Here is a 23,248-nt window from a genome sequence, read left to right as displayed (position 1 = left end):
CCCTTGGCGTTTTTGTTTTTTCTCCCGGTTCGGATTGACTTTTCGAGTAGTGGTTAACGCGGGGCCAATCCGATATACGATGTGCAGTGCGGGCATCGCGAGGCGTCCGGGTGTACCTCGGAAAAACAAAATTCGCAGGTTTTGCCCGGCACCTTTTCCTCTTCTTCCGTTCTGCGGATGCGGTTGATCTGACGGATGATCAAAAACATTGCAAAAGCCACGATCAAAAAGTCGATGAGATGATTGATGAAGAGTCCGTAGTTGATCGTGGGGGCACCGGCCGCTTTCGCTTGGGACAATGTCTGGTAATCGCGATCCCCCAAATTGATGAACAGGTTGGAGAAGTCCACTTTCCCCAACAGCAAACCAAGCGGAGGCATCAAAATATCGTTGACGAGAGACGAGACCACTTTGCTGAAAGCGGCACCGATAATGACACCTACCGCCAGATCTACCAAATTCCCTTTAAACGCAAATTCGCGAAACTCTTTCAGCAAACTATCCCTCCTCACCTTGATCATCCCGCCGGAACGGTAACACCACCAACGGTTCATACATTGGTACACGTCCCCACATCGTCCGGTACAACACCAGATCCTTGACCGTCCACTCCATCTCTCGTTCTGCGGTCTGAGTGATGACCTCACTCACACTTTTGGTGTCAAAATCATGCCGTTTGTATTGTCGGGCCAAGGTAATATGCGGACGGAACGGGCGATCTTCCCGTTGAAAACCGAGTGGCGTCAACGCTTGTACCACTTCTTGCTGCAATGTGTTCAAAGCCGGAACCTCTCCGTCCACTCCGGCCCATAAGATGCGCGGTCTGCGCGGAATACCGAAGACACCGATGTCCTTCAATTTCAACGTGAAAGGTGTCTGTTTTCTCGCTACGCGAGTCAATTGCTGCTGGAGATACGGCACTTGTTCCGGCTTACACGCCCCCAGGAAAAAGAGCGTAATATGATAATCTTCCGGGTGGACCCATTTGCCAAACGCATCCCACCCTGTACTTCGGATCTGGTCACACCACCGGGTCAGAAGTTGCCGACGCGGACGGTCCAGCCGGACGGCAACAAACAACCGCCAATCGGAAATGAAGATCACTTCCTTTCGCTGAGTGTGTTCATCACATGAATACTGTTAGCCCCCGGCATCGCTGCACGGGGGCTGAGCTCCAAATTCGTCAACCTTTATTGCAATGCTTTTTTGGCCGCTTCAATAGCCGCTTCGTAGTTGGGATGTTCAGCGATTTCCGGGACGTATTCAGCATGAACCACCTGGTCGTTTTGGTCGATCACGAACACCGCACGGGCCAACAAACGCAGTTCTTTGATCACAACGCCATAGGCCGTGCCAAAGGAGAGATCGCGGTGATCCGACAGCGTCTGCACTTTGTCGATACCGGCAGCACCGCACCAGCGTTTTTGAGCGAACGGCAGATCCACGCTGATCGTCAAAATGTTCACGCCTTCCAGTTGGGCTGCTTCTTCGTTGAACCGACGGGTTTGTGCATCGCAAACACCCGTATCCAAAGACGGTACCACACTGATGATGCGCACGCTGCCCTTGGTGTCGTCCAACGTCACTTCGGAGAGATCATTGGCCAACACCTTGAAGTTGGGGGCGGCATCTCCGACTTTGATTTCCGGTCCGATCAAGGTCACCGGGTTGCCTTTGAAGGTGACCACACCTGTACGCTCTTGAGCCACGTTGTCTACCTCCTTGCCATTGTCCAACGATTCTATCATATCATGAAGAGAGAGAAGGGAAAATCCCATTGGTAGAATCGAGGGATCAAATGCAGGAGAAACATCGATTGCTCAGAAACATCCCCATCTTTTCGAGCGTACCCGAAGACGAATTGGCTCCATTGGTTTCCCGGTTGAAATTTCGGACACTAAACAAACGTGAGATCGTGTTTACGGAAGGGAGTCCCCGAACATACGTTTATTTCATTCACAGCGGCTGTGTGAAAACGTACAAAACGGATGCTGACGGCCATGAACAGATTATCCACTTTCTGCAAAAGGGGGAGTGGTTTCCTCACAACGGTTTATTCGGACACCGCCCCTATCCGGCCACCGCAGAAGCCATCCAACGGACGGAGCTGTCAGCTCTGCCGGTTCGCGCTTTTGAAGAATGGCTGATCCAACGCCCCAAACAGATGATGGAACTGTTGCGCACCTTGGGAGACAAGATTCAGTCACTGACAGAAAAAATGCTGATTCTCAGCATGCATGAAACGGAACATCGCCTGATCTCCGTCCTGATTCAACTGGCCCAAACACACGGCGACATGAGAAAGTCGGGATGGCGCATCCCCCTCCCGCTTACCCACCGGGAGTTGGCCCATTCCGTCGGTACCTCCAGAGAGACGATCAACCGTATGATGCGTAAACTCCAAAAGGAGGGCATTGTCGCCATGAACCGAAAGGAGTGTATCATTTTGGATCCCGCTCGGTTGTTGGATCGACGGAACCGTTTTGGTGATGACAAAGGACACGGTTGATCCTGCTCTCCCACCCGTATGTCGATTTCCCAGGAAATCACAAATTACGTCAACCGTTGACCACTTCTCCGCCGTTGGGGTGCAATACTTGCCCTGACATGTACGACGCATCATCCGATGCGAGAAACACGTAACACGGTGCCACCTCGCTCGGTTGACCCGCGCGCTGCATCGGTGCGTTGGAGCCGAAGGTAGCCGTCTGTTCCGCGGTAAATGTCGAGGGGATCAGTGGCGTCCAGATCGGCCCCGGCGCTACCGCGTTGACCCGGATTCCCTTCTGAATCAAATCCTGGGACAACGACCGGGTAAACGAAACAATCGCTCCTTTGGTCGACGAATAATCAAGCAAAATGGCATTCCCCCGGTAGGCGGTGATGGATGTGGTGTTAATGATGGCACTCCCTTCGCGCAAATGGGGCAACGCCGCTTGAGTGAAGTAGAAACAGGAAAACACATTCGTTTGAAACGTCCGTTCCAGTTGCTCCGGTGTGATTTGGGTGATATCAAGCTGAGGATGCTGTTCGGCGGCATTGTTCACCAAAATATCCAACCGCCCCAATCGGCGAACTGTTTCTTCCACGGCGGATCTGCAAAACGACGGATACCGGATATCCCCTGAGATCAACACACACTGCCTGCCATGCGCCTCAACCCGTCGTTTTGTTTCCTCTGCATCGACATGCTCATCCAGATAAACAATCGCCACATCCGCCCCTTCTTTGGCGTATGCGATCGCTACTGCACGGCCAATGCCGCTGTCACCACCGGTAATCAACGCCACCTTTCCCTGCAACTTGCCACTCCCGCGATACGCATGGTTCTCCGCTTTCGGCTGCGGTACCATCTCGGCCTCGATTCCCGGTTGCCGGGACTGGTGCTGGGGTGGTTGTAACACTTTTTTGGGTTGGTTGCGTTCACCCATCCTGATCACGCTCCTGTGGATTGGCGTTTTCCTCCTTTCCCAGCCTTCCCGAACCGAACTGCCCACAAACCATGGACCACCCAGTGATGGTTCCTTGAACAAACGGTGAACTGTGATGGCCGTCACTGTGACCCTTCCCGATCCGAAATACATTGTAGAAAGAAAGACGCCCACAACCTTCCCGGGGAGGGAAAGCCGATGTCAGGTACCCAAACTACGACCCTGTTTGAACGATTAGGAGGGGAAGAGGGAATCGCCGCCATCGTGCAAACATTTTATGACCGTGTGCTGAACGATCCGCTGTTACAGCCGTTCTTTCGTCACACAGACATGAACCGCCAACGTCGTCACCAAACGCAATTTCTCATCTACGCAACCGGTGGAGCCCCACGATACACTGGTGCCACCATGAGAAAAGCACATGAAGGTCTGGGCATTCGTCACCAGCATTTTGACGCCGTCGTCAGTCACTTGGCAGAAGCACTACGCCAACATCAAGTGAAAGAGGAGGTCATCACGGAACTCGCGAAACGATTAGAAACTTTGCGAGGGGAAGTGGTGGAGGAGGAGTGATGTCGGAATCCTTCCGACTAAGTCAATGAATACTGTCTAACGGATTCAGTGAACCATCACGGTTCACTTTTTTTTGTTCTTTAACGATAGCGCAAAAGGGACTCAATCTCCTCTACACAGGTATTTGATACAATTCGTTTGGTTTCGGGAAACACACCTTTCCCCAAGGAGGGGGTCCCTCATGGCGAAAACGATGGAGACACTCACCCAGCTGACAGTCAAGTTGGCGGAAAATGAGGAGGAGCGGCAACAAGTATATCAATTGCGTTATCGGGTGTTTGTCGAGGAAAAAAATAATCGTTCGTTGGCAAACCCCCAAAAGGAAGAACGAGACAGCTATGACCCATATTGCGACCATTTGATCGTCGTGGATCATACCGTCGGGAAAGTGATCGGCACGTACCGTTTGTTGCCGGGTGATCGGGTACAGCACCAATGTGGTTTTTATTCCGAATCGTTATTTGATCTTTCCGCTTTTCGGACTTTGTCTTCGATGACGTTGGAGTTGGGAAGGAGCTGTGTCGCACCGGAGTACCGAGACGGGAAAACGATACAATATTTGTGGGCGGGCATCGCGGATTATTTGCAACAACACCGTTTTCGATACCTGATCGGTTGTGCAAGTCTGCCGCTGTTGGAATTGGAAGAACTGAACCGCATTTACAGCCTCATGCACCGGAATGGGATGCTGACTGACGAATTCGGTATGCGGCCCATTCCCAGTCGAAAAGTCGAAGGATTGAAGCTCGTCGATATAGAAGGGCGGGAGAAAGACATCCTGAGCAAACTGCCGCCACTTCTCAAAGGATATTGTCGATTGGGGGCCAAACTGGCGATCGAACCCGCTTATGATCCGGTCTTTTCCAACTTCGTTTGGCTTGTGGTCTTGGAAACCTCTCAAGTGATACGCCGGTATCGTCGTCGCTTTTTGGGGGGAAGGTGAACAATTACGAATGGATGCCAAACGAAGAATGAACGAAAGATACAAATGGCCTCGCGGTTGTCTGCGGCGATTGCCGCGTCCTTTTGCTGGAGCTTACAGGAGAATCAGACCTCTTCGCAGAACAGACGGGGTATTACTTACCCCCATCCAGCCGCACCTTGTACCCCGACAAAAACGACAACAGCACATGTGCCGCCGTTTTGACAGAGAGCATGCCGACGTCCCGGAACGGGTCCAGACAAACCAGATCCAATGCACGTACCTTCTCTTCTTTTCCGAGGCGATACACCGCTTCAAACAGCTCCCACGAAACCATACCGCCAGGAGATGGACCGGGAGAGCCGGGGAGTGAGGCCAGATCCAACACATCGAGATCCACCGTTACATAAATCAGGTCAACCGACCGGTTGAGCGTATGCAGAACATCCGACAGGATGCGGCTCAATCCTTCCTTTCTCACTTGGTGCATGGTATAAAAGGTGATGCCTTGTTCTTTCACATAGTCCCGGTACGCCAATACATTGGCGAAACTGTGAATCCCAATCTGAAACACATGACCGCCTTGGACCACCCCTGATTCCAACAATCCCCGAATGGGTGTCCCGTTGCTGGGACCACCATCCTCCAGATTACGCACGTCGAAATGGGTATCGAATTGGATCAATCCAATCGCTTTTCCTGCATGATGACGTGCGAAGGCCTGTACGGACGGACTGGTGATCGAGTGGTCTCCACCCACGATCAACGGGAGAAAGCGGGGATACACAGCCGTGCGTTCGTACAGCTCTCCCATTCCCCGCAAAATATTTTGATGGCAGCGGGGTATGTCCGTTGTGTGCATCCGGATGTTGCCCACATCCCTTACCCTCATCGGGGACAAATCCACATCGTGATCAGCATCATATGGGGTAAACGAACGCCAACTGCTACGGATCGCGTCGGGTGCTTCGCTGGCCGCCGAAGGACTGATCGATGAGCGAGAGAGGGGAACGCCCACGATCCCCGCCTCCATCTCTTCCTTTCCGTCCCAGGGTGAAATCCACTGACTCACCTTCCAATCCATCCGATCCGCCCCTCCGCGGCGATCGATCAAACCAGAAGGCTCAATATACTGAAACGACATCCGTTATCATCCTTTCATCCGACTCATTCGACAAAAAACCCCCACCGCTTTCCAGAAAAAGCGATGGGGCCGGGTATTTCTCGTCAAATCTCGTGAAACGAATCTCCTTCTTCCATCCGCTGTTCATACCCCGCCGCAGCTTCTTCCAGGGCGACCGCCGCAGTTTCCCATGCTTCCCATTCCGCCTGATTGGGCACCTGAAACGCTTCCACCGTGGCCAAATTTCGCGCCCGCCGCGCATCCCGTTCCAAACGGGCTGCCAGTTGGTGAAACCGTGCCCGCACACGTTGTTCAAAGCGTTCCTGACCTTGTTCCTTGCAATAGGTCAAGCAACTGGGACACATCATCCATTTCGGCGTCCCTTCTACATACAGATCACCAAACATCGCGCCGGCGTAGAAACGGTCCTCGATTCCGCAAAAATCACAATGCAATTCCTTTTTTCCGGTCATAAATCCCAGCTTCAAGCTTACCTGCCGTTGATCCCGCTCCACATGAATTTCATTGCTCTTCTTTTCTTCCACCACTTTGAAGAATTGTTGGATTAGGTTCTTGACATTCTCTTTGGTTATCGGGGACTTTAAACGGGCAAACTGCCGTTTCAACCGCACGAACGGATTGCTGTTTTCCGCAGGCTCTTCCTCTGTCTCCTCATTTTTCTCGTCGTCATGAACAATGACGAGAAATTGGGACGGCTCCTCAGTCTCATTGTTTTCCCGCTCATCGATCACTTCCAATTCCGGTACCCGTTTTTCCATCGGTTCCATCGCGATTCCCCCTTGAGCGATCCTTGTTAATCCTTAAGCTACTCGGTTCCGGTTCTGATTCCCTGCCGGTCTCGGAAACTAGACAAAAAGAGGAGGAAACCGCTGTGTTGCGACACGAATTTCCCGTCAGAGTGCGACAGATCCTGCCAAGCGCCGCCCGTTTTTGACCCGTCTTGGTCATCGGCGGACAAGCTGCCCGTTTTTCACCACGACTCGCCCCTTCTTGATCACCGTGTCAATCAGGTTGATCCCAAAATGATATTGCAAAAACGCGTAATGAGGGGCATCGAGCAGAACCAGATCCGCCTGTTTCCCTTCCTCCAGACTGCCGATCTGCCATCCTCTCCCGATGGCGTGGGCCGCGTTGATCGTCGCCGCCGAAATCGCTTCAGCCGGTGTCATTCTCATGTGCAAACATGCAAGGTTCAGTATCATTGGCATCGACATGGTCGGTGACGAACCGGGGTTGCAATCCGTCGATAAAGCCACCGCCACTCCGGCCTCGATCATATCGCGTGCCCGGGCAAAAGGGGCCATCAGATAAAAAGCGGTGCCGGGCAAAAGGACGGCGATCACACCGGTTTCCGCCAATCGGCAAATGCCGCGGTCCGAGACCCTCAACAAATGATCGGCGGAGATGGCCCCCAAATCCGCAGCCAATTCGGCGCCGCCCATCGCTTCCATCTCATCGGCGTGAATCTTGGGCATCAGTCCGTGGCGTTTGCCCGCCTCCAGCACACGTCGAGACTGCTCAAGCGAAAAAACGTCTTTCTCGCAAAACACATCGCAAAACTCGGCCAGTCCCTTATCCGCCACTTGCGGAATCATCTCATCCACCACAATGTCCACATAACGGTCGGGATCATTCCGATACTCTTCCGGAACCACATGCGCCCCCATAAAAGTGGACACCACGTCGACAGGGTGGGTTTCATGCAGTCGGCGGGCCACTCGCAACTGCTTCCACTCATGTTTCCAGTCCAATCCATATCCGCTTTTGGCTTCTACCGTGGTCACCCCATATTGCAGAAACCGATCCAACCGGCTGGACGCTTGCCGGAGCAATTCTTCCTCGGTCGCCTGTCGCGTTTTCCGCGTCGTAGCCAGAATGCCGCCTCCCGCTTGCAAAATCTCCAGATAGGTGGCGCCTTGCAACCGCATTTCCAGCTCGTACTCCCGCGTTCCGGCAAAAACGAGATGGGTGTGTGGGTCCACCATCCCCGGCATGACCACTCGACCGCCAGCATCCATCACATCCGCTTTGTCTGAAAGTCGCTCCCCCCAACGTTGGCATAGCCGGTGCCACACTTCTTGTTCCGTACCGACGGCCGCGATGGTTTCCCCTTCGATCGCCACACACCCGTTTTCGATGATGCCTAAGTCGGAAAGCGACGATCCCGTTTTCGGCCGGCCGCTGGCACCGCGCAGGGTCAACAGTTGCCCGATATTACGAATCATGAGTCGGTTCAATGGTCATCGCCTCTTAACATCGGAATCTTCACCCCGTGATGTCGGGCCATCTCCACGGCCCGTTCATATCCCGCATCGACATGGCGAACGATGCCCATTCCCGGATCGCTCGTCAGGACACGTTCCAAACGCTGGTCCGCCTCCGGTGTGCCGTCGGCCACGATTACCATCCCGGCATGCAGGGAATATCCCATGCCGACACCGCCGCCGTGATGAACGGACACCCAACTGGCTCCGTTGACAGCATTGATCAGGGCGTTCAGGATTGGCCAATCGGCGATGGCGTCGCTCCCGTCCTTCATCCCCTCCGTCTCCCGGTTGGGAGAGGCAACTGAACCGCAATCCAAATGATCCCTGCCGATGACGATGGGGGCAGAAAGCTCCCCTTTTCCTACCATCTCGTTGATGATCCGACCAAATCTGGCCCGCTCCCCGTATCCCAGCCAACAGATACGGGCAGGAAGTCCCTGGAACTGTATATGTTGTTGGGCCATACGAATCCATCTCACCAATCGGTGATTGCCGGCGAATTCTCGCAGGATTACTTCGTCCGTTTTGCGAATATCCTCGGGATCGCCGGAGAGTGCCACCCAGCGGAACGGCCCCTTGCCCTCACAAAACAACGGTCGAATGAATGCCGGTACGAATCCGGGAAAATCAAATGCATCCTTCACCCCTTCTTCCCATGCCATCTGCCGGATATTGTTGCCGTAGTCAAACACGACCGCCCCCTGCTTTTGCATCTCCAGCATCGCCCGAACGTGTTTGGCCATACTCGCCTTCGCCCGTTTGACATACCCTTGAGGGTCCTGTTTGCGCAAGTCAGCCGCTTCTTCCAGTGTCATACCTTCCGGTAGATATCCATGAAGGGGATCGTGAGCGGAGGTTTGATCAGTCACCAGATCGGGGATTTCTCCCCGCCGGACCAGTTCGGGCAGCACCTCGGCCGCATTCCCCAACAAACCGATGGACAGTGGTTTCCTTTCGGCTACAGCCTGTTTGGCCATCTCCAGGGCTTTCTCCAGCGAGTCGGTCTGAACGTTCAAATACCGGGTCTGGATGCGGCGTTCGATCCGGACCGGATCGCATTCGACGGCGATGACCACCCCTTCGTTCATCGTCACCGCCAATGGTTGTGCACCTCCCATCCCACCCAAACCAGCGGTGACGGTCCATGTTCCCTTCAATGTGCCGCCGAAATGCTGTCGGGCCGCTTCCGCAAACGTCTCATATGTTCCCTGCAGAATCCCCTGTGTACCAATGTAGATCCAGCTTCCCGCCGTCATCTGCCCGAACATGATCAATCCCTTTTGCTCCAACTCCCGAAACGTCTCCCAATTGGCCCAGGCCGGCACCAGATTGGAGTTGGCCAACAACACACGCGGTGCATCTGGATGGGAGCGGAACACCGCCACCGGTTTGCCCGACTGAACCAAAAGCGTCTCGTCATGCTCCAACTCCCGCAACGCGGTCGTGATGGCATCGAAACATTTCCAGTTGCGCACAGCCTTACCGATCCCCCCGTAAACGACCAATTCGTCGGGGTTCTCCGCCACTTCGGGGTCCAGATTGTTCATCAGCATTCGAAGCGCCGCTTCCTGTACCCATCCTTTAGCCGTCAGGCGATTCCCCCGCGGCGAGCGGATCACCCGGTCTGGCTTCACCTGCATGCGATCCCCTTCCTTCACCTTTGTTATGAATAGAATGAATCATCATTCTATTCTAAGCGTAACGGTGGCGACACCTGGGAAGCAAGCGAGCACATTAGCATACAAATGTGTTAGCGAAATAAAGGTGCAGTTGATGCAAAACAACGAAAGTTTCTTGAGTGAGAAGGTTTTTGCAATGACAGGAGCCAATATTGCATTCAAAATATTTGATCATATACAGGGAAGAACAGGAGGTTTATGAATGTTTGTTAAACTGACACATCTATTTGTTCGTTTTGCCCAACGCTTCATGCCTGATCCGTATCTATACGCCATTCTGCTGACGATCATCGTGGCGGCCGGCGCTTGGTTGGCGGTGCCCGGAGTGGGACCGGGCAAATGGGTCGAAGTATGGTATGAAGGCGTGTGGGGGACGCAAAACATTTTCACGTTCGCCCTGCAAATGACCTTGATCCTCGTCTGTGGGTACACACTGGCACAAGCACCGTTGATTGAGCGGACGCTTCGACGGTTGGCCTCCCTGCCGCACAACCAATCCCAAGCAGCCGTCCTGGTGTTCCTTACCGGGGCCATCACTTCTTTTTTTAACTGGGGATTGGGGTTGGTAGTGGGAACATTGCTCGCAAAAGAAATGGCCAAACGGATGGAAGCTGATTTCGCCTATCTCGTGGCTGCCGCCTATATGGGGTTCATCACCTGGGCATCCGGTTTTTCCAGTTCCATCGTGTTGGCCAATGCTGATCCCGCTTCTTCGCTCAACTGGATTCATAAATTGACCGGACAAACCGTTCCCGTCTCCGAAACATTGGGTGCGGCTTACAATTTAGTTCCCGTCGTTGTCACAGTCATCGTCATCGCCGTTCTGCTGAAACGGATACAACCCCAACAGATCCAACCGGTGGACCGGGCCCGGCTGTCCCAAACGGATGCCAAACAGGAAATGGCTGCCACGGGTGACTCCACGTTCGCATTCCGGCTGGAGCGGGCTTGGATCTTCAACCTCCTCGTGGCAGCTGCGGGATTGTATTACTTTTTCATCATCGCCGGTGCCACGCTCAAAATCGATACGATGATCATGCTGTTCACCGTAGCCGGATTGCTGTTTCACGGCACACCGATCCGGTTTATTCAAGCTTTCAAGGAAGCGGCCAAAGCATCCGGTTCCTTGCTGTTGCAATACCCATTTTACGGCGGGATCATGGCGCTGATCACTTTTTCGCCCGATCCGGCTCACACGCCGTCACTGGCCGTCGTGCTCGCCCGTTCTCTCGTGGAAGGAGCTACCGAAACCACGCTGCCCTTTTTCAACTTTCTCGCCTCCCTCATTATCACGATGTTCATTCCGTCCGGGGGCGGCCATTGGGCTGTTCAAGCACCGGTTTCTATTGAAGCAGCCCGCCTGTTGGGAGAAACCAGCGTGCAGTATTTGGGGAAAATCTCCATGTCTGTCGCATTCGGCGAGCAGGTGGGCAACATGATCCAACCATTTTGGGCGTTGCCTGTGTTGGCCATCGCCGGTCTCTGATATCATGGGCTATTGCATGATGGCTCTATTGATTGGCATCGTAATTTTCGGAGGAGCGCTGTTGGTATTGTAGAAAAAAGCAACCCGGCGGGGAACCGCCGGGGAAACACTCGCGATTTCGGGTGCCGAATTTCCCGTCAGGTGCGGTGCTTAAGACGGGAAATCGGAGCATGATGGTTTATTCTTTCGCATCATCACTGATATCCGGCACAGGTACATCCGGATCCGTTTCCGTTTGAGACATACTGGCAGTATCCGACTGCAATCCCAGGCAACGTACCAGCCCGTACGTGATTGCATTGGCCAAACCGTCCAAAAAACTGTCGCTTTTGAGCAGGGCCGCGTCCTTCGTGTTGCTGACGAACAAATTCTCCAGCAGCACGGCGGGCATGTTGGTTTCTCGCAGAACATGAAAATCGGCCCGTTTTTTACCCCGGTCGGGTACGCCGTACCCATTTAGATACTTGACCACTTCGGCATGGATGATTGCTTGGGCGTCGTAGGTGAATTGCGAAACGGGACCGTTCCAGATGTACGATTCGAACCCGCGCGCATCCGGATCGCTGAAGGTGTTGTGATGCAGCGATATAAAGTAGTCCGCTCCCTGACTGTTTGCCCAGTTCGTTCGTTCGTCCAGACTTTTGTACACATCACTCGCACGGGTCATCGTCACCGCGCACTGATACGGCTCCAGCTTCACATTCAACATTTGACCGATTTTCAACGTCAAGTTCTTCTCGTACAAACCGTTCCCCACCGCCCCCGAATCCACGCCGCCGTGTCCAGGGTCTACCGCGATCAATTTCATACATGTGTGCCTCCTCCACGGGTGATCAACACACCGGAAGTAATTACTTATTCATAATTATAACATAAAAAATAATCAGCGCCGGAACGGCGCTGAAACTGATGCTCGACAGCCAATTTGATGGAATCGCTAGAACGTGTCTGGTCCCATTTCTTTTCCAGCTATCCCTTTAAGACCCGACGGCGATCTGTTTCATTTTGACCGTCCACTCAGTATACTCGGAACCAATTTTCAGTTGACACTCCACACGACTAAAGCCGTGGGATTCTTGGGAACTCCCATCTACTGACAGGATATTGACCAAGCTCAACCCGCCAACCCAGCGGTGAATAGTCTTATACCTTCTTGCAAGATATTGATGGATGCATTGATGTCTCTGTCATGGTGAGTTTGGCACTCTGGGCATGTCCACTCTCTTAGATTGAGGTTCTTTACCTCTTTATGACGATGCCCACAGTTGGAGCATAGTTGACTAGATGGGAACGCCTTACCGACTTTAACAATCGTTCTTCCAAACCATTTCGCTTTATACTCCAGCATGGTTACAAATTCAGACCAAGATGCATCAGTGATTGATTTAGCAAGGGTATGGTTTTTCACCATGTTTTTGACTTGCAAGTCTTCCAAACAGATCACTTGGTTTTCGTGAATCAGTTTGGTTGACAGTTTATGTAGAAAGTCATGTCTTGCATTGGCAATCTTTTCATGGATCTTAGCAACCTTGATCCGTGCTTTGTTCCAATTGCTACCGCCATATTGACGACGTGAAAGAATCCGTTGCCATCTAATTAACTTTTTTTCGTACTTTCTGAAGTACTTGGGAGCATTGATTTTTTCACCATTAGAGAGGATTGCAAAATCTTTCAAGCCAAGATCGACTCCAATGGCTTTTTCTTTGTCAACGGGTTTATATGAGCAGTAGTTCATTTCGCATAGGATGGAGACAAAATACTTTCCAGATGGATTACGCCGGATCGTAGCGGAAAGGATTTTTCCCTCTACTTCTCTTGATTTTGCAAAACGTACCCATCCTAGTTTTGGTAACTTGATTTTGTTACCAATTACTTCAATTGTGGGTTTACCCTTCTTTGGATGGTTGCATTGACTGGTGTAGGATTGAACAGGATTTTTCCTGCTCTTGAAGCGTGGACGGTCATTCTGCTTTTTGAAAAAGCGTTTGAATGCATCATCCAGATGTTTCAATGCATTTTGCAGTGAAGTAGAATCTACTTCTTTCAACCATTCAAGCTCTTTCTTAAGTTGGGTTAATTGTTTTGAGCAAGCATTATAGGTTAGTCCTTTTCCTGTTTGCTCATATGCGTCATTCCATTTAGCTAGGAAGTGATTGAATACGAAACGACTACAACCAATTGACTTGTTAATGAGTGTAGCTTGTTCTTTGCTAGGATAGATACGGAACTTAAACGCTTTGTGCATTTGCTTTTCACCTCCTTTTCCTATATTATATACGTAAATACGTAATGGGACAAGGAGGAAAGCTAATGGCACGAAAAAAATTCACAACTTCTTTAGATGAAGAAGTGATTAAGCAACTAAAATTGCAAGCTGTTAAAGAAAATACAGATGCTAGCAAGATTATTGAGAAGTTAGTCAAAGAGTATTTACAAAAAATGTCGGACTTGCGAGAGGGGAGTTAACCCCTCCCTCGTCCGACGCTCGCTTTCATCCCAACCCTGAAGGGCTGGGTTTTCCCGCTCGCTTTCATATAAAATTTCATTTTCATATATGATTCGATGCTATTCTATACATATATTCGATTGATGTCTGAATTTTATGGCCATATGGTTGTCACTTCTTGTTTCATCCTCCATTTGTTATAGTGGTGACAAGAGCAAAAAACGGGGTGAAATGGTTCATGGACATTCAGATCAGTCCTTTGGCCGTTGCCCGATTGAAAGCAATTTTGTCACAGGAGGAAGACGGAGAACGTCTGGCTGTACGTGTGGTACCGCTGACATCGGGATGCGGATCTCCATCCTTTGCCATCGAATTGACCGAAGTGCGCCCCGGTTACCTCACCGTGGAAAAAGAGGGGATTCTGTTTACCTGTCCTCCGTATGAGAAGGAATGGATGGATGGGATTCACATCGATCTCAACAGGGAAAACGGCAAATTCTCGATCACGCATTCCAGGCCGCTGGGCGGATGGGGTTGCAAGCTGGGGATGTCCGGTGAGTGATCAATCAAGCGATCTTGGGAGGCTGGCGGGGAGTCTGCTTTGGATCGATATGGAGGAGAGGAATGCCGCTGAAAATCGCAGGATTGTTGGGAATGGTGCTATTTGGCGTCGCTGGTTTGTCCGTGCTGATCTACTGGTGGCCAGCTGTTTCCCGCTACGACACGTCCCCCATGCCTGCAGATCAAAAACAGGCCGCTCTCGTTTTGGGAGCGGCCTTGTGGGATGAACGACCCAGTCCGGCATTGCGGGAGCGTTTGGAGATGGCCGTGAAGTTGTACGAACAGAAAAAAGTCCGATATCTCGTGTTGTCCGGTGGACCGGAGGGCAATGGTGTGACAGAAGCGCAAGTGATGAAAGAGTATCTCATCTCCCGCGGTGTACCGGCAGCGTCGCTGATATTGGAAGATCGATCGCGCAATACCGAAGAAAATCTCCGTTTTTCCAAACGGATATTGGATGAGCATCATTGGGATGAGGTGTATTTGGTGACGCACGACTACCACCAATATCGCGCTTTGCAATATGCCGCACGCAACGGCATTCACGCCGTTCCCGTACCGGTTCATTCGCAAGTGTTATGGATGCCGTACCACAAAGCACGGGAATGTTTGGCGCTAGTCAAATTGACCTTGTTCAGCCGTTAACACGTTCGGCCAATCGTCCCCGGGACCATCAATGACGATCCGCTCACCCCGGTGATCAAACTCGATGTTTTCCTGCAAAGGCAAAAACGAAGTAAACACCGTTCCGTGCAACCGGTTGGTCAGTCCTGCCAGCCGGTTTTCTATCTGAAGCACACGTTGTTTGACGGATATCCAATCATCTCGTCCTTCCCCCTTGGACAAATCGTGAAGGGTGTTGCGGACATGTTCCGTCTGTTCCGATATCCTCAACAACAATGGAGCCCAATCGCGCTCATCGGCCGAAGATTGAAAGCCTGTCAAACGCTGGTTGATAGGGGCAGCTTCCACCTGATCCCAACTTGCGGGATTCCATCCATTCTGACTCAAGGCAGTGAGTCGGTCTTCCAGTTCCTTTACGGACTTCACCCAATCTCCCAAAGCGTTCCACAAGGATTGCCGTCCCTCTGCCCTGCCGGGGCCTGACGATATCTCCTGCATGAGTTGTTCCATCTCCTGCCGTATACCCGCCAAAGCATGCAACCATCCGGAGACAGGCATCATTTGGGGCACCTCCCACCGTCATTTCCCTTATCATGTGAGAAACCGGCACCCGTTTATTCGTCTTTCCCCTCGTCTTCGTGGGCGATTTTTTTTCGATACAAGTATCCCTCCCAGGGATGATGCCAATGTGTGATAGACTCTTCCCCCACCTGCCAGCAGAGTAACACTTCCCGGCCGTCGATGAGTGAGGGGAAGTCGACCAGTCCCATTTCGATATCCTTGAGCTGCGCTCCTGTTCCATTGATCCAATCGATCACACCCCGAGCCTGAATATTGAGAAACTCCAATTCTGCTTCCCGTTCAAAAAACGGGTCCTCTCCCCCTTTCCCATGACCGGCTTTCAACATCTGCAATTCCCGGTACTTGGTATCAAACTCCCTTTTCAGCCGCTGCAACTGCAACACATTTTTCCGGAGGACCGGTAACAACCGGTTCGCTTCGTCTAAGGTGAAGTACCGTTTGCTCACACAATCACCCCTTATTTTCGTGCACTAACCGCTTCAATATGGGGTCCAAAATCTCAATGGTGAGGTCATCATGGGGAATGGACTGTCGGGCACAATCCTGCAGCTGATCCAGATACGCTTCCACATCCTGTTTCAGTTTGGCGACGTCGATCCCCATGAACACATCCGGGTAACTGACCAACTTGTTTAACGCCGCCGTCATCAATTTGACAGCGCCACCCGTATTTTGGTTGCGACAATGATGCAAGCCGACAGCCGTTTGCAACAATCCCTGATAAAACAAATCCCGCCCCTCTTCCAGCCACAGTTCTTCCATCACATCATGACAAGTATAGTAATCCCGTTCCAAGTTGAACAAGCACAAAAAGCGGACATACAGCTCGGGGTATTCGCCCCCTTGATTTTCATGCGACACGTCAATTCGCCTCCTGCGTGAACAATCGCAGCCCGTTTTCAACGGTGGGATTTTGTTTGGACTTTCGTTACAATGGTAAAAACGGCAAACAACCAACGCCAAGGAGGATTTATGATGAATTTGGAAACCCCCTGTCAGGAAAACTTGGTTCACCTGATCAATGAAATCAAGTCCCATTTGAAACTGGTCAACACCGCACTCATCGACCCTCAAGAGTTTCATTTGGATGACTATGAAGAAATCTTGGCTCTCTATCACATGATCCGCCGGAAAAACGACCGACTCACCATGATGGAAATCGAAGGTGTGTTGGAGGAACTGGGCCGATTGCGCCGTCCCCGTTGATAGAACAAAAACCGCCGGATACTGGCGGCGGGTTTGATGTACAATCCATCGACTCGTATAAGGCCCGATCAACGGGATTCCGGGAAATACGCAGCCAATTTTTCGGGAAGCGGCACGCTTTTCCGCTCCTTCAAATCGATGGTGACGCTGGTCACCTGAGCGTCAGCGACGCGTTCCCCTTTCTCGTTGTCGATGACTTGTTCCAGCACGAAACTGGAACGGCCCCGTTTCACGGGACGCGTGGTGATGGTCAGTTTTTCACCCAATGTGGCTTCCTTGCGGTAATTGATCTCGATCCGGACGGTGACGGTGCCGATCCCCATTCGGGTAAACTCGTCAAACGGCAATTGGGCGCGGTTATACCATTCCTCACGTCCCCATTCCAAATACTCCAGATACTTGGCATTGTTGACATGCCCCATCACGTCGATTTCCGTTGAACGCACTTCGATTTGAATTGAGACTTCCATCCACTCACCCCTCCATTGCTATACCCGTTTTTTCGACAAAGTTTGTCGATTTCCTTCGTTGAAATAAGAAAAACCCGGACACCGGTTGACTGCTGACAGTCACCCGGTGTCCGGGACGTTTCAAACGCGACCTTTTCCGTTTGGATACCGAATGTCACTTGTTGACCATGTGAATCGCGTGACCCAACACGCCTTCCGCCGCTTCCATGAGCGCCTCGGGCAAGGTCGGGTGAGCATGGATGGTCAAGCTCAGATCTTCCGCATTGGCTCCCATCTCGATGGCCAGCACCGCTTCAGCAATCAGGCTGGATGCTTCCGGACCCACGATCTGCACACCCAGGAGCTGCTTGGACTCCTTGTCGGCAATGACTTGGATGAATCCATCCGCTTTTTCCATCGAGAGTGCCCGGCCGTTGGCCTGGAAGGCGAACCGGCTGACAACCGGATCGTAGCCTTGCTCTTTGGCTTCTTTCTCGCTCAAACCGGTGTAGGCAATTTCCGGATCGCTGAAGATAACGAACGGCATCGCCACATAATCCACTTCGCTCGGTTGACCGGCGATAACCTCAGCCGCCACTTTTCCTTCGTAGCTGGCTTTGTGCGCCAGAAGCGCGCCGCCTGCCACGTCACCGATGGCAAAGATGTTGGGATTGGAAGTGCGCAGTTGTTTATCCACTTTGATAAAACCGCGCTCATCCAGTTCCACTCCGGCTTGCTCCAAACCGAGCTCATCGGTGTTGGGCTTGCGGCCCACAGCCACCAGTACGTAGTCGGCGGTGAAGGTTTTCTCTTCGCCACCCACTTCGGCGGTGACGATGACTTCATCGCCTTCTCTTTTACCGGAGGTAACTTTCGCTTTGGTGTGGACTGTGACACCCAGCTTCTTCAGATTGCGGGACACCATCCGCACCATAGCTTGATCCACGCCGGGCAGGATGTTGTCGGCACCTTCCAGGATGGTGACTTCGCTGCCCAATTTGCTGTAGGCCGTACCCAGCTCCAGACCGATGTAGCCGCCGCCGATCACCAGGAGGCGCTTCGGCACTTCCTGCAGGTTGAGCGCTTCAGTCGAGGAGAGGATGCGCTCACCGTCAAATTTGAGGAACGGCAGCTCGGCCGGACGGGAACCGGTTGCCACGATACAGGCTTTGAACTCATAAGTTTGGCTGGCATTTTCCGTCGCGATTTTGACGGAGTTTTTGCCGCTGAAATAGGCTTCCCCTTTGATCACTTCCACCTTGTTGCCTTTGAGCAACGTGGAAACGCCGCCGGTCAGTTTCTTCACGACGCCGTTTTTCCACTCCATCAGGCGGGAAAGATCTACGGAGACACCTTCAACATCGATCCCCATTTTCTTGGCATCCTTGATCATCGTCAGATGCTCCGCCGCGCTGATGATCGCCTTGGACGGAATGCATCCGCGATTGAGGCAGACACCGCCCAATTCCGCCTTATCGACCAACGTTACTTTGCGTCCCAGCTGAGCGGCCCGGATGGCGGCCACGTAGCCGCCGGGACCGCCGCCGATGACCAGCACGTCAACTTCGTTCGCGAAATCTCCCACTACCATTTTATCTCATCTCCATCATCAAGAGATTCGGGTTTTCCAGCAACTCTTTCACCCGGTTCATGAAGCGCGCCGCCACGTCGCCGTCGATCAAACGGTGGTCAATGCTGAGCGAGATCGCCATCATCGGACGGATGACCACTTCTCCGTTGCGCGCCACCGGTTTTTCAGTGATGGTTCCTACGCCCAAAATGGCCACTTCCGGATAGTTGATGATCGGTGTGAAGAACTGGCCACCGAAGGAACCGATGTTGGTAATGGTAAACGTGCTGCCTTTCAGCTCGTCCGGTGCCGCTTTGCGCGAACGGGTCCGTTCCACCAATTCGGCGATTTCCTGCGCCAGCTCGAAGATCGATTTTTGATCCGCGTTTTTGACCACCGGCACGATGAGACCGTCGTCGGTCGCGGTCGCAATACCCATGTGGTAGTAGTGCTTGATGACGATCTCTTCTTTCTCCATATCGATCGACGCGTTCAACGTCGGGAACTCGCGCAGGGCCGCGATCAAGGCTTTGATGATGAACGGCAGGTAGGTCAACTTGATGCCGCGCTCGGCCGCAGCTTGTTTCGCCCATTTGCGCAGCTCCACCAGCTCGCCGGCGTCGATTTCGTTCATGATCGTCACGTGCGGGGCAGTGAACTTGCTTTCCACCATCCGCTTGGCGATGGTTTTGCGCAGACCACGCAGCGGAATACGCTCTTCCGTACCCGCCACCGGAGCCGCTTGCACCGGAGCTGCCGCTTGTTTTTCCTCGGCTGCCGGTTGCGCTTCGGCTTGCGGACCTTCCGCCGCTTTGCGCACGTCTTCGGCGGTGATCCGTCCATTCGGACCGGTTCCGTTTACTTGAGTGATGTCCACACCCAACTCACGGGCCAATTTACGGACGGACGGCATAGCCAACACGCGTTTTTTCGGACCGGCCGGTTGCGCTTCCTGTTTGGCCGGAGCCGCTTGCGGTTGCTCCTGTTTGGGCTGTTCCGGTTTTGCTTCGACTTTTTCTTCCTCGGCCGTTTCTTGCTGCGCGCCTTCTCCGCCTTCGGTTTCAAACACGGCGATCACCGTGCCGACCACGGCGATCTCTCCTTCTTGGACGCGCAGTTCTTTCACCGTCCCGGTCACCGGGGACGGGATTTCCACCACTGCTTTGTCGGTTTGTACTTCGGCGAACACGTCATCTTCCTTGACCTGATCGCCTTCCTTGACATACAGCTTGACGATCTCACCTTCGTGGATGCCTTCACCCACGTCCGGCAGTTTAAATTCGTAGGCCACGGGCCTCGTTCCTCCCTTCTTAGATTAGAAATCCAAAACTTTGTCGATTGCCGTGCGAATCCGCGCCACCGAGGGCAACCATTCGTCTTCGAGCGAGGAGATCGGATACGGCGTGTCAAATCCAGTCACCCGCAACACAGGCGCTTCGAGGCTGAGGATCGCTTCTTCGTTGATCCGAGCGATGATTTCCGCACCGACGCCGGCCGTACCCACCGCTTCATGCACGACAACGACGCGTCCCGTTTTTTCCACCGAAGAGAGGATGGTCTCCATATCCATCGGAGCCAGGGTGCGAAGGTCAATCACTTCGGCGGAGATACCCCGCTCCTGTTCGGCTTGTTCGGCCGCTTTTTGCGCCATCGGCACCATCGCACCCCAAGCGATCAGGGTGACGTCGTTGCCTTCTTTCACCACGTTGGCTTTACCGATCGGCACCGTGTACTCGCCTTCCGGCACTTCCTGCTTCACCGAGCGGTACAAGCGCATCGGCTCGAAGAACAACACCGGATCAGGATCGCGCATCGCCGAGATCAGGAGACCTTTGGCATCATACGGCGTGCTCGGGATGACCACTTTCAATCCCGGTTGATGCACGAACAACGCTTCCAAGCTGTCAGAGTGCATTTCCGGCGTTTTTACGCCCCCGCCGTACGGAGACCGGATCACGAGCGGAACATTGAAGCGCCCGCCGGAACGGAAACGAAGCCGGGCCGCTTGCGAACAAATTTGGTCCATCGTTTCATAGACGAAACCGGAAAATTGGATTTCCGCCACCGGACGGAACCCGGTCGCCGCCAACGCCACAGCCGTTCCGATAATGCCGGACTCTGCCAACGGAGTGTCAAACACTCGGTTTTCGCCGAATTGCTGGTACAAACCTTCCGTCGCGCGGAACACACCGCCGTTGACCCCGACGTCTTCCCCCATTACCAATACGCGCTCGTCCCGTTCCATCTCCACGCGCATGGCATCATTGATCGCTTTGATCATCGTCATCGTGGCCATTACTTCGTCTCCTCCTTCCAGCGCAGGTACGCCTCTTTCTGTTTCTTCAGATCCGGCGTCATGTCAGTGTAGACATACTCGAACAGGTCCGTAATCTGACCTTTGTCCATTTTTTCCACTTTCTTGATCGTTTCCGCGATCTGATCCAGCATTTCTTGTTCGATTTGTTTTTCCCATTCTTCGCTCCACAAACCTTTGTTTTGGAGATATTTGCGGAAACGACGAATCGGTTCGCGTTTTTCCCAATCAGTTTCTTCTTCTTTTTTCCGGTAACGAGCCGGATCGTCCCCTGCCATGGTGTGCGGTCCGAGACGATACGTCACCGCTTCGATCAGGGTCGGTCCTTCCCCGTTGCGCCCGCGATCAGCCGCTTCTTTCACTGCTTTGTACACAGCGAAGATGTCGTTACCGTCGATGCGCACGCCATGAATGTCATAAGCCACCGCTTTTTGTGCGATGGTTTTGGATTTCATTTGTTTCTCCAGCGGCACGCTGATGGCATAGTGGTTGTTTTGCACAAAGAAGATCGCCGGGGCGTTGTACACAGCCGCGAAGTTGAGCCCTTCGTGGAAGTCCCCTTGCGAGGTCGCACCGTCACCGAACAGCGCGATGGCCACTTTTTTCTCGCCTTTCAGATTGAAGCCCCAAGCCGCACCGGCTGCGTGCAACACGTGAGCCGCGATAATGATTTGCGGCGGGAACATGTTCACACCTTCCGGGATTTGGCCACTGCCTTTTTGTCCGCGAGAATAGAGGAACACTTGCTCCATCGGCAGACCGTGATACATGGCCGCCCCCATGTCACGGTAGCTGGGGAAGAAAAAGTCGTCTTTGTTCAGTGCAGCCACGGAACCGATTTGGCAAGCCTCCTGCCCGGCCATGGGAGCATAGAAGCCCAGTCGGCCTTGACGGTTCAACTTGATGGCGCGTTGGTCAAACACGCGAAGACCGTACATCCACCGGTACAGATCTTTCAGTTCTTCATCGGACAATTCCGGCGGCTCTTGTCCTTCATTGATCTCGCCGTCCGGATTCAGGATCTGAAGCGTTTCAAATTCCTGCTTCAGTTCTGCCACGATCATTCACCTCGCTCCATTGGTTGCCCCTTGTGATCAGGGATGATGATGCTTATGGACAGTTCAACATATAGCGTTCCAATTTCTGCCGGAATGCATTCCCTACCGGACGCATCAGGGCCGAATCAGAACGCGGATTGTAAGGAAATCAGAAAATCCGTCCGTCAGGATCACAAATTATTTCATCGATATCCTCGACGTGTTACATATAATATCCTAACACTTCAACATGAAAAATGCCAGTAATCTAACTGGCATTTTGACGAAAGAAATTATTCCCACAAACTTCTGTATCACTAAATGTACCCATTCTGTTATATATTATGGAGCAAATTTGAAGGGTGTTGTATCACAATTGAGAACGTTTTCATTGGTTTCGGTATCTGCATGCGCTCCTCATTTAGGAGAGGAGAATCTGGCACCATCATCCCTTAACCCAACCGGGGATCTTTCAACAAGCGCTCCAATTCCTCTTTATGTTTTGTTTCATCGGCGATCATGTCTTCTAACTGGATTTTCAATCCGATCTCTCCCACTTTCTCCGCTTGGGAGATCCGTTCCGTATAACGGGCAATGGTGGCTTTCTCGGCATCCAATGCATGCTGGATCATTTCCCGAACATCCTGCATTCGTTTCACCTCTTTTGGTTCCACAACAGGCGTGCCACCCAACGCCACGATTTTTTCGGCCAAATAACTGGCGTGTCCCAGTTCGTCCTGCGCTTCCGATTCGAAGAACGGTTTCAGAACCGGACGACTCAGACCGGATACCGCCGCCGCATTGTGCGTGTACTGGATCACAGCGGCATATTCATACGCCAAATCTTCATTTAATCCGTCAATCAATACTTGCCGATCCCTATCCATCAAAATGAACCCCTTTTTCCTTTAAAATATTACTTACGGTATCAATGTACCCATATCATGAAAAATAAAA

27 protein-coding genes are annotated in these 23,248 nt (G+C 52.5%); 8 read left to right on the top strand and 19 right to left on the bottom strand.

All coding sequences use genetic code 11. The annotated features are described in order from the left end of the window. Positions 1–53 precede the first annotated feature (53 nt). The 3 genes from mscL to tpx form a co-directional block, all read right to left on the bottom strand. Entirely contained in the window at positions 54–497 is a 444-nt protein-coding gene (mscL, locus tag KI215_RS02580; protein WP_212774040.1) for a large conductance mechanosensitive channel protein MscL, read from the bottom strand. A gap of 1 nt (position 498) precedes the next feature. Continuing rightward, positions 499–1,104, bottom strand: a complete 606-nt coding sequence (gene thpR / locus KI215_RS02575) for an RNA 2',3'-cyclic phosphodiesterase (protein ID WP_212774039.1) — start codon at positions 1,102–1,104, stop codon at positions 499–501. 86 nt (positions 1,105–1,190) lie between these two features. Further along, a complete protein-coding gene (gene tpx, locus KI215_RS02570) occupies positions 1,191–1,709 on the bottom strand; it encodes a thiol peroxidase (RefSeq protein ID WP_246512171.1) in 519 nt (172 codons plus the stop codon). A gap of 107 nt (positions 1,710–1,816) precedes the next feature. On the opposite strand from tpx, the gene KI215_RS02565 reads away from it, so the two are divergent. Continuing rightward, a complete protein-coding gene (locus KI215_RS02565) occupies positions 1,817–2,509 on the top strand; it encodes a Crp/Fnr family transcriptional regulator (RefSeq protein ID WP_212774038.1) in 693 nt (230 codons plus the stop codon). 49 nt (positions 2,510–2,558) lie between these two features. Here the strand turns inward: KI215_RS02565 and KI215_RS02560 are convergent, their stop codons facing one another. Next, complete coding sequence (locus tag KI215_RS02560; protein ID WP_212774037.1) at positions 2,559–3,431, bottom strand: SDR family oxidoreductase; 873 nt, start codon at positions 3,429–3,431, stop codon at positions 2,559–2,561. 198 nt (positions 3,432–3,629) lie between these two features. Here KI215_RS02560 and KI215_RS02555 point away from each other — a divergent pair, with 198 nt between their 5' ends. Continuing rightward, positions 3,630–4,004, top strand: a complete 375-nt coding sequence (locus KI215_RS02555) for a group I truncated hemoglobin (protein WP_212774036.1) — start codon at positions 3,630–3,632, stop codon at positions 4,002–4,004. Between the two features lie 181 nt (positions 4,005–4,185). Further along, positions 4,186–4,947, top strand: a complete 762-nt coding sequence (locus KI215_RS02550) for a GNAT family N-acetyltransferase (RefSeq protein WP_212774035.1) — start codon at positions 4,186–4,188, stop codon at positions 4,945–4,947. A 133-nt stretch (positions 4,948–5,080) separates the two neighbouring features. Here KI215_RS02550 and KI215_RS02545 read toward each other — a convergent pair whose 3' ends face one another. The 4 genes from KI215_RS02545 to hutU form a co-directional block, all read right to left on the bottom strand. Beyond that, the gene (locus KI215_RS02545; protein WP_212774034.1) at positions 5,081–6,070 is read right to left on the bottom strand and encodes an agmatinase family protein; all 990 of its coding nucleotides are present in this window, start codon (positions 6,068–6,070) and stop codon (positions 5,081–5,083) included. 83 nt (positions 6,071–6,153) lie between these two features. Further along, a complete protein-coding gene (locus tag KI215_RS02540; protein WP_212774033.1) occupies positions 6,154–6,837 on the bottom strand; it encodes a hypothetical protein in 684 nt (227 codons plus the stop codon). A 177-nt stretch (positions 6,838–7,014) separates the two neighbouring features. Next, a complete protein-coding gene (hutI, locus tag KI215_RS02535; RefSeq protein WP_420830180.1) occupies positions 7,015–8,295 on the bottom strand; it encodes an imidazolonepropionase in 1,281 nt (426 codons plus the stop codon). A gap of 8 nt (positions 8,296–8,303) precedes the next feature. After that, positions 8,304–9,977, bottom strand: coding sequence for a urocanate hydratase (hutU, locus tag KI215_RS02530; protein ID WP_212774031.1), 1,674 nt, complete (start codon positions 9,975–9,977; stop codon positions 8,304–8,306). Between the two features lie 241 nt (positions 9,978–10,218). On the opposite strand from hutU, the gene KI215_RS02525 reads away from it, so the two are divergent. After that, on the top strand, positions 10,219–11,502 hold the full coding sequence (locus tag KI215_RS02525) for a TIGR00366 family protein (protein ID WP_212774030.1): 1,284 nt from the start codon (positions 10,219–10,221) through the stop codon (positions 11,500–11,502). Between the two features lie 178 nt (positions 11,503–11,680). Here the strand turns inward: KI215_RS02525 and KI215_RS02520 are convergent, their stop codons facing one another. Both KI215_RS02520 and tnpB read right to left on the bottom strand, forming a co-directional pair. Further along, a complete protein-coding gene (locus KI215_RS02520) occupies positions 11,681–12,310 on the bottom strand; it encodes an N-acetylmuramoyl-L-alanine amidase family protein (protein ID WP_212774029.1) in 630 nt (209 codons plus the stop codon). Between the two features lie 306 nt (positions 12,311–12,616). Continuing rightward, complete coding sequence (gene tnpB, locus KI215_RS02515) at positions 12,617–13,747, bottom strand: IS200/IS605 family element RNA-guided endonuclease TnpB (protein WP_212774028.1); 1,131 nt, start codon at positions 13,745–13,747, stop codon at positions 12,617–12,619. Positions 13,748–13,812: 65 nt separating this feature from the next. Between tnpB and KI215_RS02510 the strand changes: the two genes are divergently transcribed. The 3 genes from KI215_RS02510 to KI215_RS02500 all read left to right on the top strand — a co-directional run bounded on the left by KI215_RS02510 (position 13,813) and on the right by KI215_RS02500 (position 15,154). Further along, positions 13,813–13,968, top strand: a complete 156-nt coding sequence (locus KI215_RS02510) for a DUF6364 family protein (RefSeq protein ID WP_212774027.1) — start codon at positions 13,813–13,815, stop codon at positions 13,966–13,968. A gap of 218 nt (positions 13,969–14,186) precedes the next feature. Next, a complete protein-coding gene (locus KI215_RS02505; protein WP_212774026.1) occupies positions 14,187–14,510 on the top strand; it encodes an iron-sulfur cluster biosynthesis family protein in 324 nt (107 codons plus the stop codon). Between the two features lie 62 nt (positions 14,511–14,572). Next, positions 14,573–15,154 carry a YdcF family protein gene (locus tag KI215_RS02500; RefSeq protein ID WP_212774025.1) on the top strand — a complete coding sequence of 194 codons (582 nt, stop codon included), beginning with the start codon at positions 14,573–14,575 and terminating at the stop codon, positions 15,152–15,154. Here the strand turns inward: KI215_RS02500 and KI215_RS02495 are convergent. The 3 genes from KI215_RS02495 to KI215_RS02485 are packed head-to-tail and all read right to left on the bottom strand — an operon-like array spanning position 15,125 to position 16,576. Next, positions 15,125–15,694, bottom strand: coding sequence for a hypothetical protein (locus KI215_RS02495; RefSeq protein ID WP_212774024.1), 570 nt, complete (start codon positions 15,692–15,694; stop codon positions 15,125–15,127). The two genes, KI215_RS02500 and KI215_RS02495, sit on opposite strands and share 30 nt — an antisense overlap. A gap of 53 nt (positions 15,695–15,747) precedes the next feature. Beyond that, on the bottom strand, positions 15,748–16,161 hold the full coding sequence (locus tag KI215_RS02490; RefSeq protein ID WP_212774023.1) for a DUF2203 domain-containing protein: 414 nt from the start codon (positions 16,159–16,161) through the stop codon (positions 15,748–15,750). Between the two features lie 4 nt (positions 16,162–16,165). After that, positions 16,166–16,576 carry a DUF309 domain-containing protein gene (locus KI215_RS02485; protein ID WP_246512170.1) on the bottom strand — a complete coding sequence of 137 codons (411 nt, stop codon included), beginning with the start codon at positions 16,574–16,576 and terminating at the stop codon, positions 16,166–16,168. Positions 16,577–16,690: 114 nt separating this feature from the next. Here KI215_RS02485 and KI215_RS02480 point away from each other — a divergent pair, with 114 nt between their 5' ends. Further along, on the top strand, positions 16,691–16,921 hold the full coding sequence (locus KI215_RS02480; protein WP_246512169.1) for a DUF1128 family protein: 231 nt from the start codon (positions 16,691–16,693) through the stop codon (positions 16,919–16,921). A gap of 68 nt (positions 16,922–16,989) precedes the next feature. Here the strand turns inward: KI215_RS02480 and KI215_RS02475 are convergent, their stop codons facing one another. The 6 genes from KI215_RS02475 to KI215_RS02450 form a co-directional block, all read right to left on the bottom strand. Beyond that, positions 16,990–17,391, bottom strand: a complete 402-nt coding sequence (locus tag KI215_RS02475) for an acyl-CoA thioesterase (protein WP_212774020.1) — start codon at positions 17,389–17,391, stop codon at positions 16,990–16,992. 154 nt (positions 17,392–17,545) lie between these two features. After that, the gene (lpdA, locus tag KI215_RS02470; RefSeq protein ID WP_212774019.1) at positions 17,546–18,961 is read right to left on the bottom strand and encodes a dihydrolipoyl dehydrogenase; all 1,416 of its coding nucleotides are present in this window, start codon (positions 18,959–18,961) and stop codon (positions 17,546–17,548) included. Between the two features lies 1 nt (position 18,962). Beyond that, complete coding sequence (locus tag KI215_RS02465; protein WP_212774018.1) at positions 18,963–20,231, bottom strand: dihydrolipoamide acetyltransferase family protein; 1,269 nt, start codon at positions 20,229–20,231, stop codon at positions 18,963–18,965. Between the two features lie 24 nt (positions 20,232–20,255). Further along, positions 20,256–21,236, bottom strand: a complete 981-nt coding sequence (locus KI215_RS02460) for an alpha-ketoacid dehydrogenase subunit beta (protein WP_212774017.1) — start codon at positions 21,234–21,236, stop codon at positions 20,256–20,258. Continuing rightward, positions 21,236–22,318: a pyruvate dehydrogenase (acetyl-transferring) E1 component subunit alpha gene (gene pdhA / locus KI215_RS02455; protein ID WP_212774016.1), complete on the bottom strand. Its 1,083-nt coding sequence runs from the start codon at positions 22,316–22,318 to the stop codon at positions 21,236–21,238. The genes KI215_RS02460 and pdhA overlap by 1 nt, the downstream gene beginning before the upstream one ends. Before the next feature lie 425 nt (positions 22,319–22,743). Next, positions 22,744–23,178: a ferritin-like domain-containing protein gene (locus tag KI215_RS02450; RefSeq protein WP_212774015.1), complete on the bottom strand. Its 435-nt coding sequence runs from the start codon at positions 23,176–23,178 to the stop codon at positions 22,744–22,746. Positions 23,179–23,248 lie beyond the last annotated feature (70 nt).

The organism is Polycladomyces abyssicola, assembly GCF_018326425.1.
GTDB lineage: Bacteria > Bacillota > Bacilli > Thermoactinomycetales > JIR-001 > Polycladomyces > Polycladomyces abyssicola.
This window is presented reverse-complemented; position numbering and strand designations above follow the sequence as displayed.

Coding starts and splice junctions, on each gene's coding strand:
- KI215_RS02560 (WP_212774037.1), bottom strand. CDS start 3,431: ATGGGTGAACGCAACCAACCCAAAAAAGTGTTACAACCACCCCAGCAC.
- KI215_RS02555 (WP_212774036.1), top strand. CDS start 3,630: ATGTCAGGTACCCAAACTACGACCCTGTTTGAACGATTAGGAGGGGAA.
- KI215_RS02550 (WP_212774035.1), top strand. CDS start 4,186: ATGGCGAAAACGATGGAGACACTCACCCAGCTGACAGTCAAGTTGGCG.
- KI215_RS02545 (WP_212774034.1), bottom strand. CDS start 6,070: ATGTCGTTTCAGTATATTGAGCCTTCTGGTTTGATCGATCGCCGCGGA.
- KI215_RS02540 (WP_212774033.1), bottom strand. CDS start 6,837: ATGGAACCGATGGAAAAACGGGTACCGGAATTGGAAGTGATCGATGAG.
- hutI (WP_420830180.1), bottom strand. CDS start 8,295: ATGATTCGTAATATCGGGCAACTGTTGACCCTGCGCGGTGCCAGCGGC.
- hutU (WP_212774031.1), bottom strand. CDS start 9,977: ATGCAGGTGAAGCCAGACCGGGTGATCCGCTCGCCGCGGGGGAATCGC.
- KI215_RS02525 (WP_212774030.1), top strand. CDS start 10,219: ATGTTTGTTAAACTGACACATCTATTTGTTCGTTTTGCCCAACGCTTC.
- KI215_RS02520 (WP_212774029.1), bottom strand. CDS start 12,310: ATGAAATTGATCGCGGTAGACCCTGGACACGGCGGCGTGGATTCGGGG.
- tnpB (WP_212774028.1), bottom strand. CDS start 13,747: ATGCACAAAGCGTTTAAGTTCCGTATCTATCCTAGCAAAGAACAAGCT.
- KI215_RS02510 (WP_212774027.1), top strand. CDS start 13,813: ATGGCACGAAAAAAATTCACAACTTCTTTAGATGAAGAAGTGATTAAG.
- KI215_RS02505 (WP_212774026.1), top strand. CDS start 14,187: ATGGACATTCAGATCAGTCCTTTGGCCGTTGCCCGATTGAAAGCAATT.
- KI215_RS02500 (WP_212774025.1), top strand. CDS start 14,573: ATGCCGCTGAAAATCGCAGGATTGTTGGGAATGGTGCTATTTGGCGTC.
- KI215_RS02495 (WP_212774024.1), bottom strand. CDS start 15,694: ATGATGCCTGTCTCCGGATGGTTGCATGCTTTGGCGGGTATACGGCAG.
- KI215_RS02480 (WP_246512169.1), top strand. CDS start 16,691: ATGAATTTGGAAACCCCCTGTCAGGAAAACTTGGTTCACCTGATCAAT.
- KI215_RS02475 (WP_212774020.1), bottom strand. CDS start 17,391: ATGGAAGTCTCAATTCAAATCGAAGTGCGTTCAACGGAAATCGACGTG.
- lpdA (WP_212774019.1), bottom strand. CDS start 18,961: ATGGTAGTGGGAGATTTCGCGAACGAAGTTGACGTGCTGGTCATCGGC.
- KI215_RS02460 (WP_212774017.1), bottom strand. CDS start 21,236: ATGGCCACGATGACGATGATCAAAGCGATCAATGATGCCATGCGCGTG.
- pdhA (WP_212774016.1), bottom strand. CDS start 22,318: ATGATCGTGGCAGAACTGAAGCAGGAATTTGAAACGCTTCAGATCCTG.
- KI215_RS02450 (WP_212774015.1), bottom strand. CDS start 23,178: ATGGATAGGGATCGGCAAGTATTGATTGACGGATTAAATGAAGATTTG.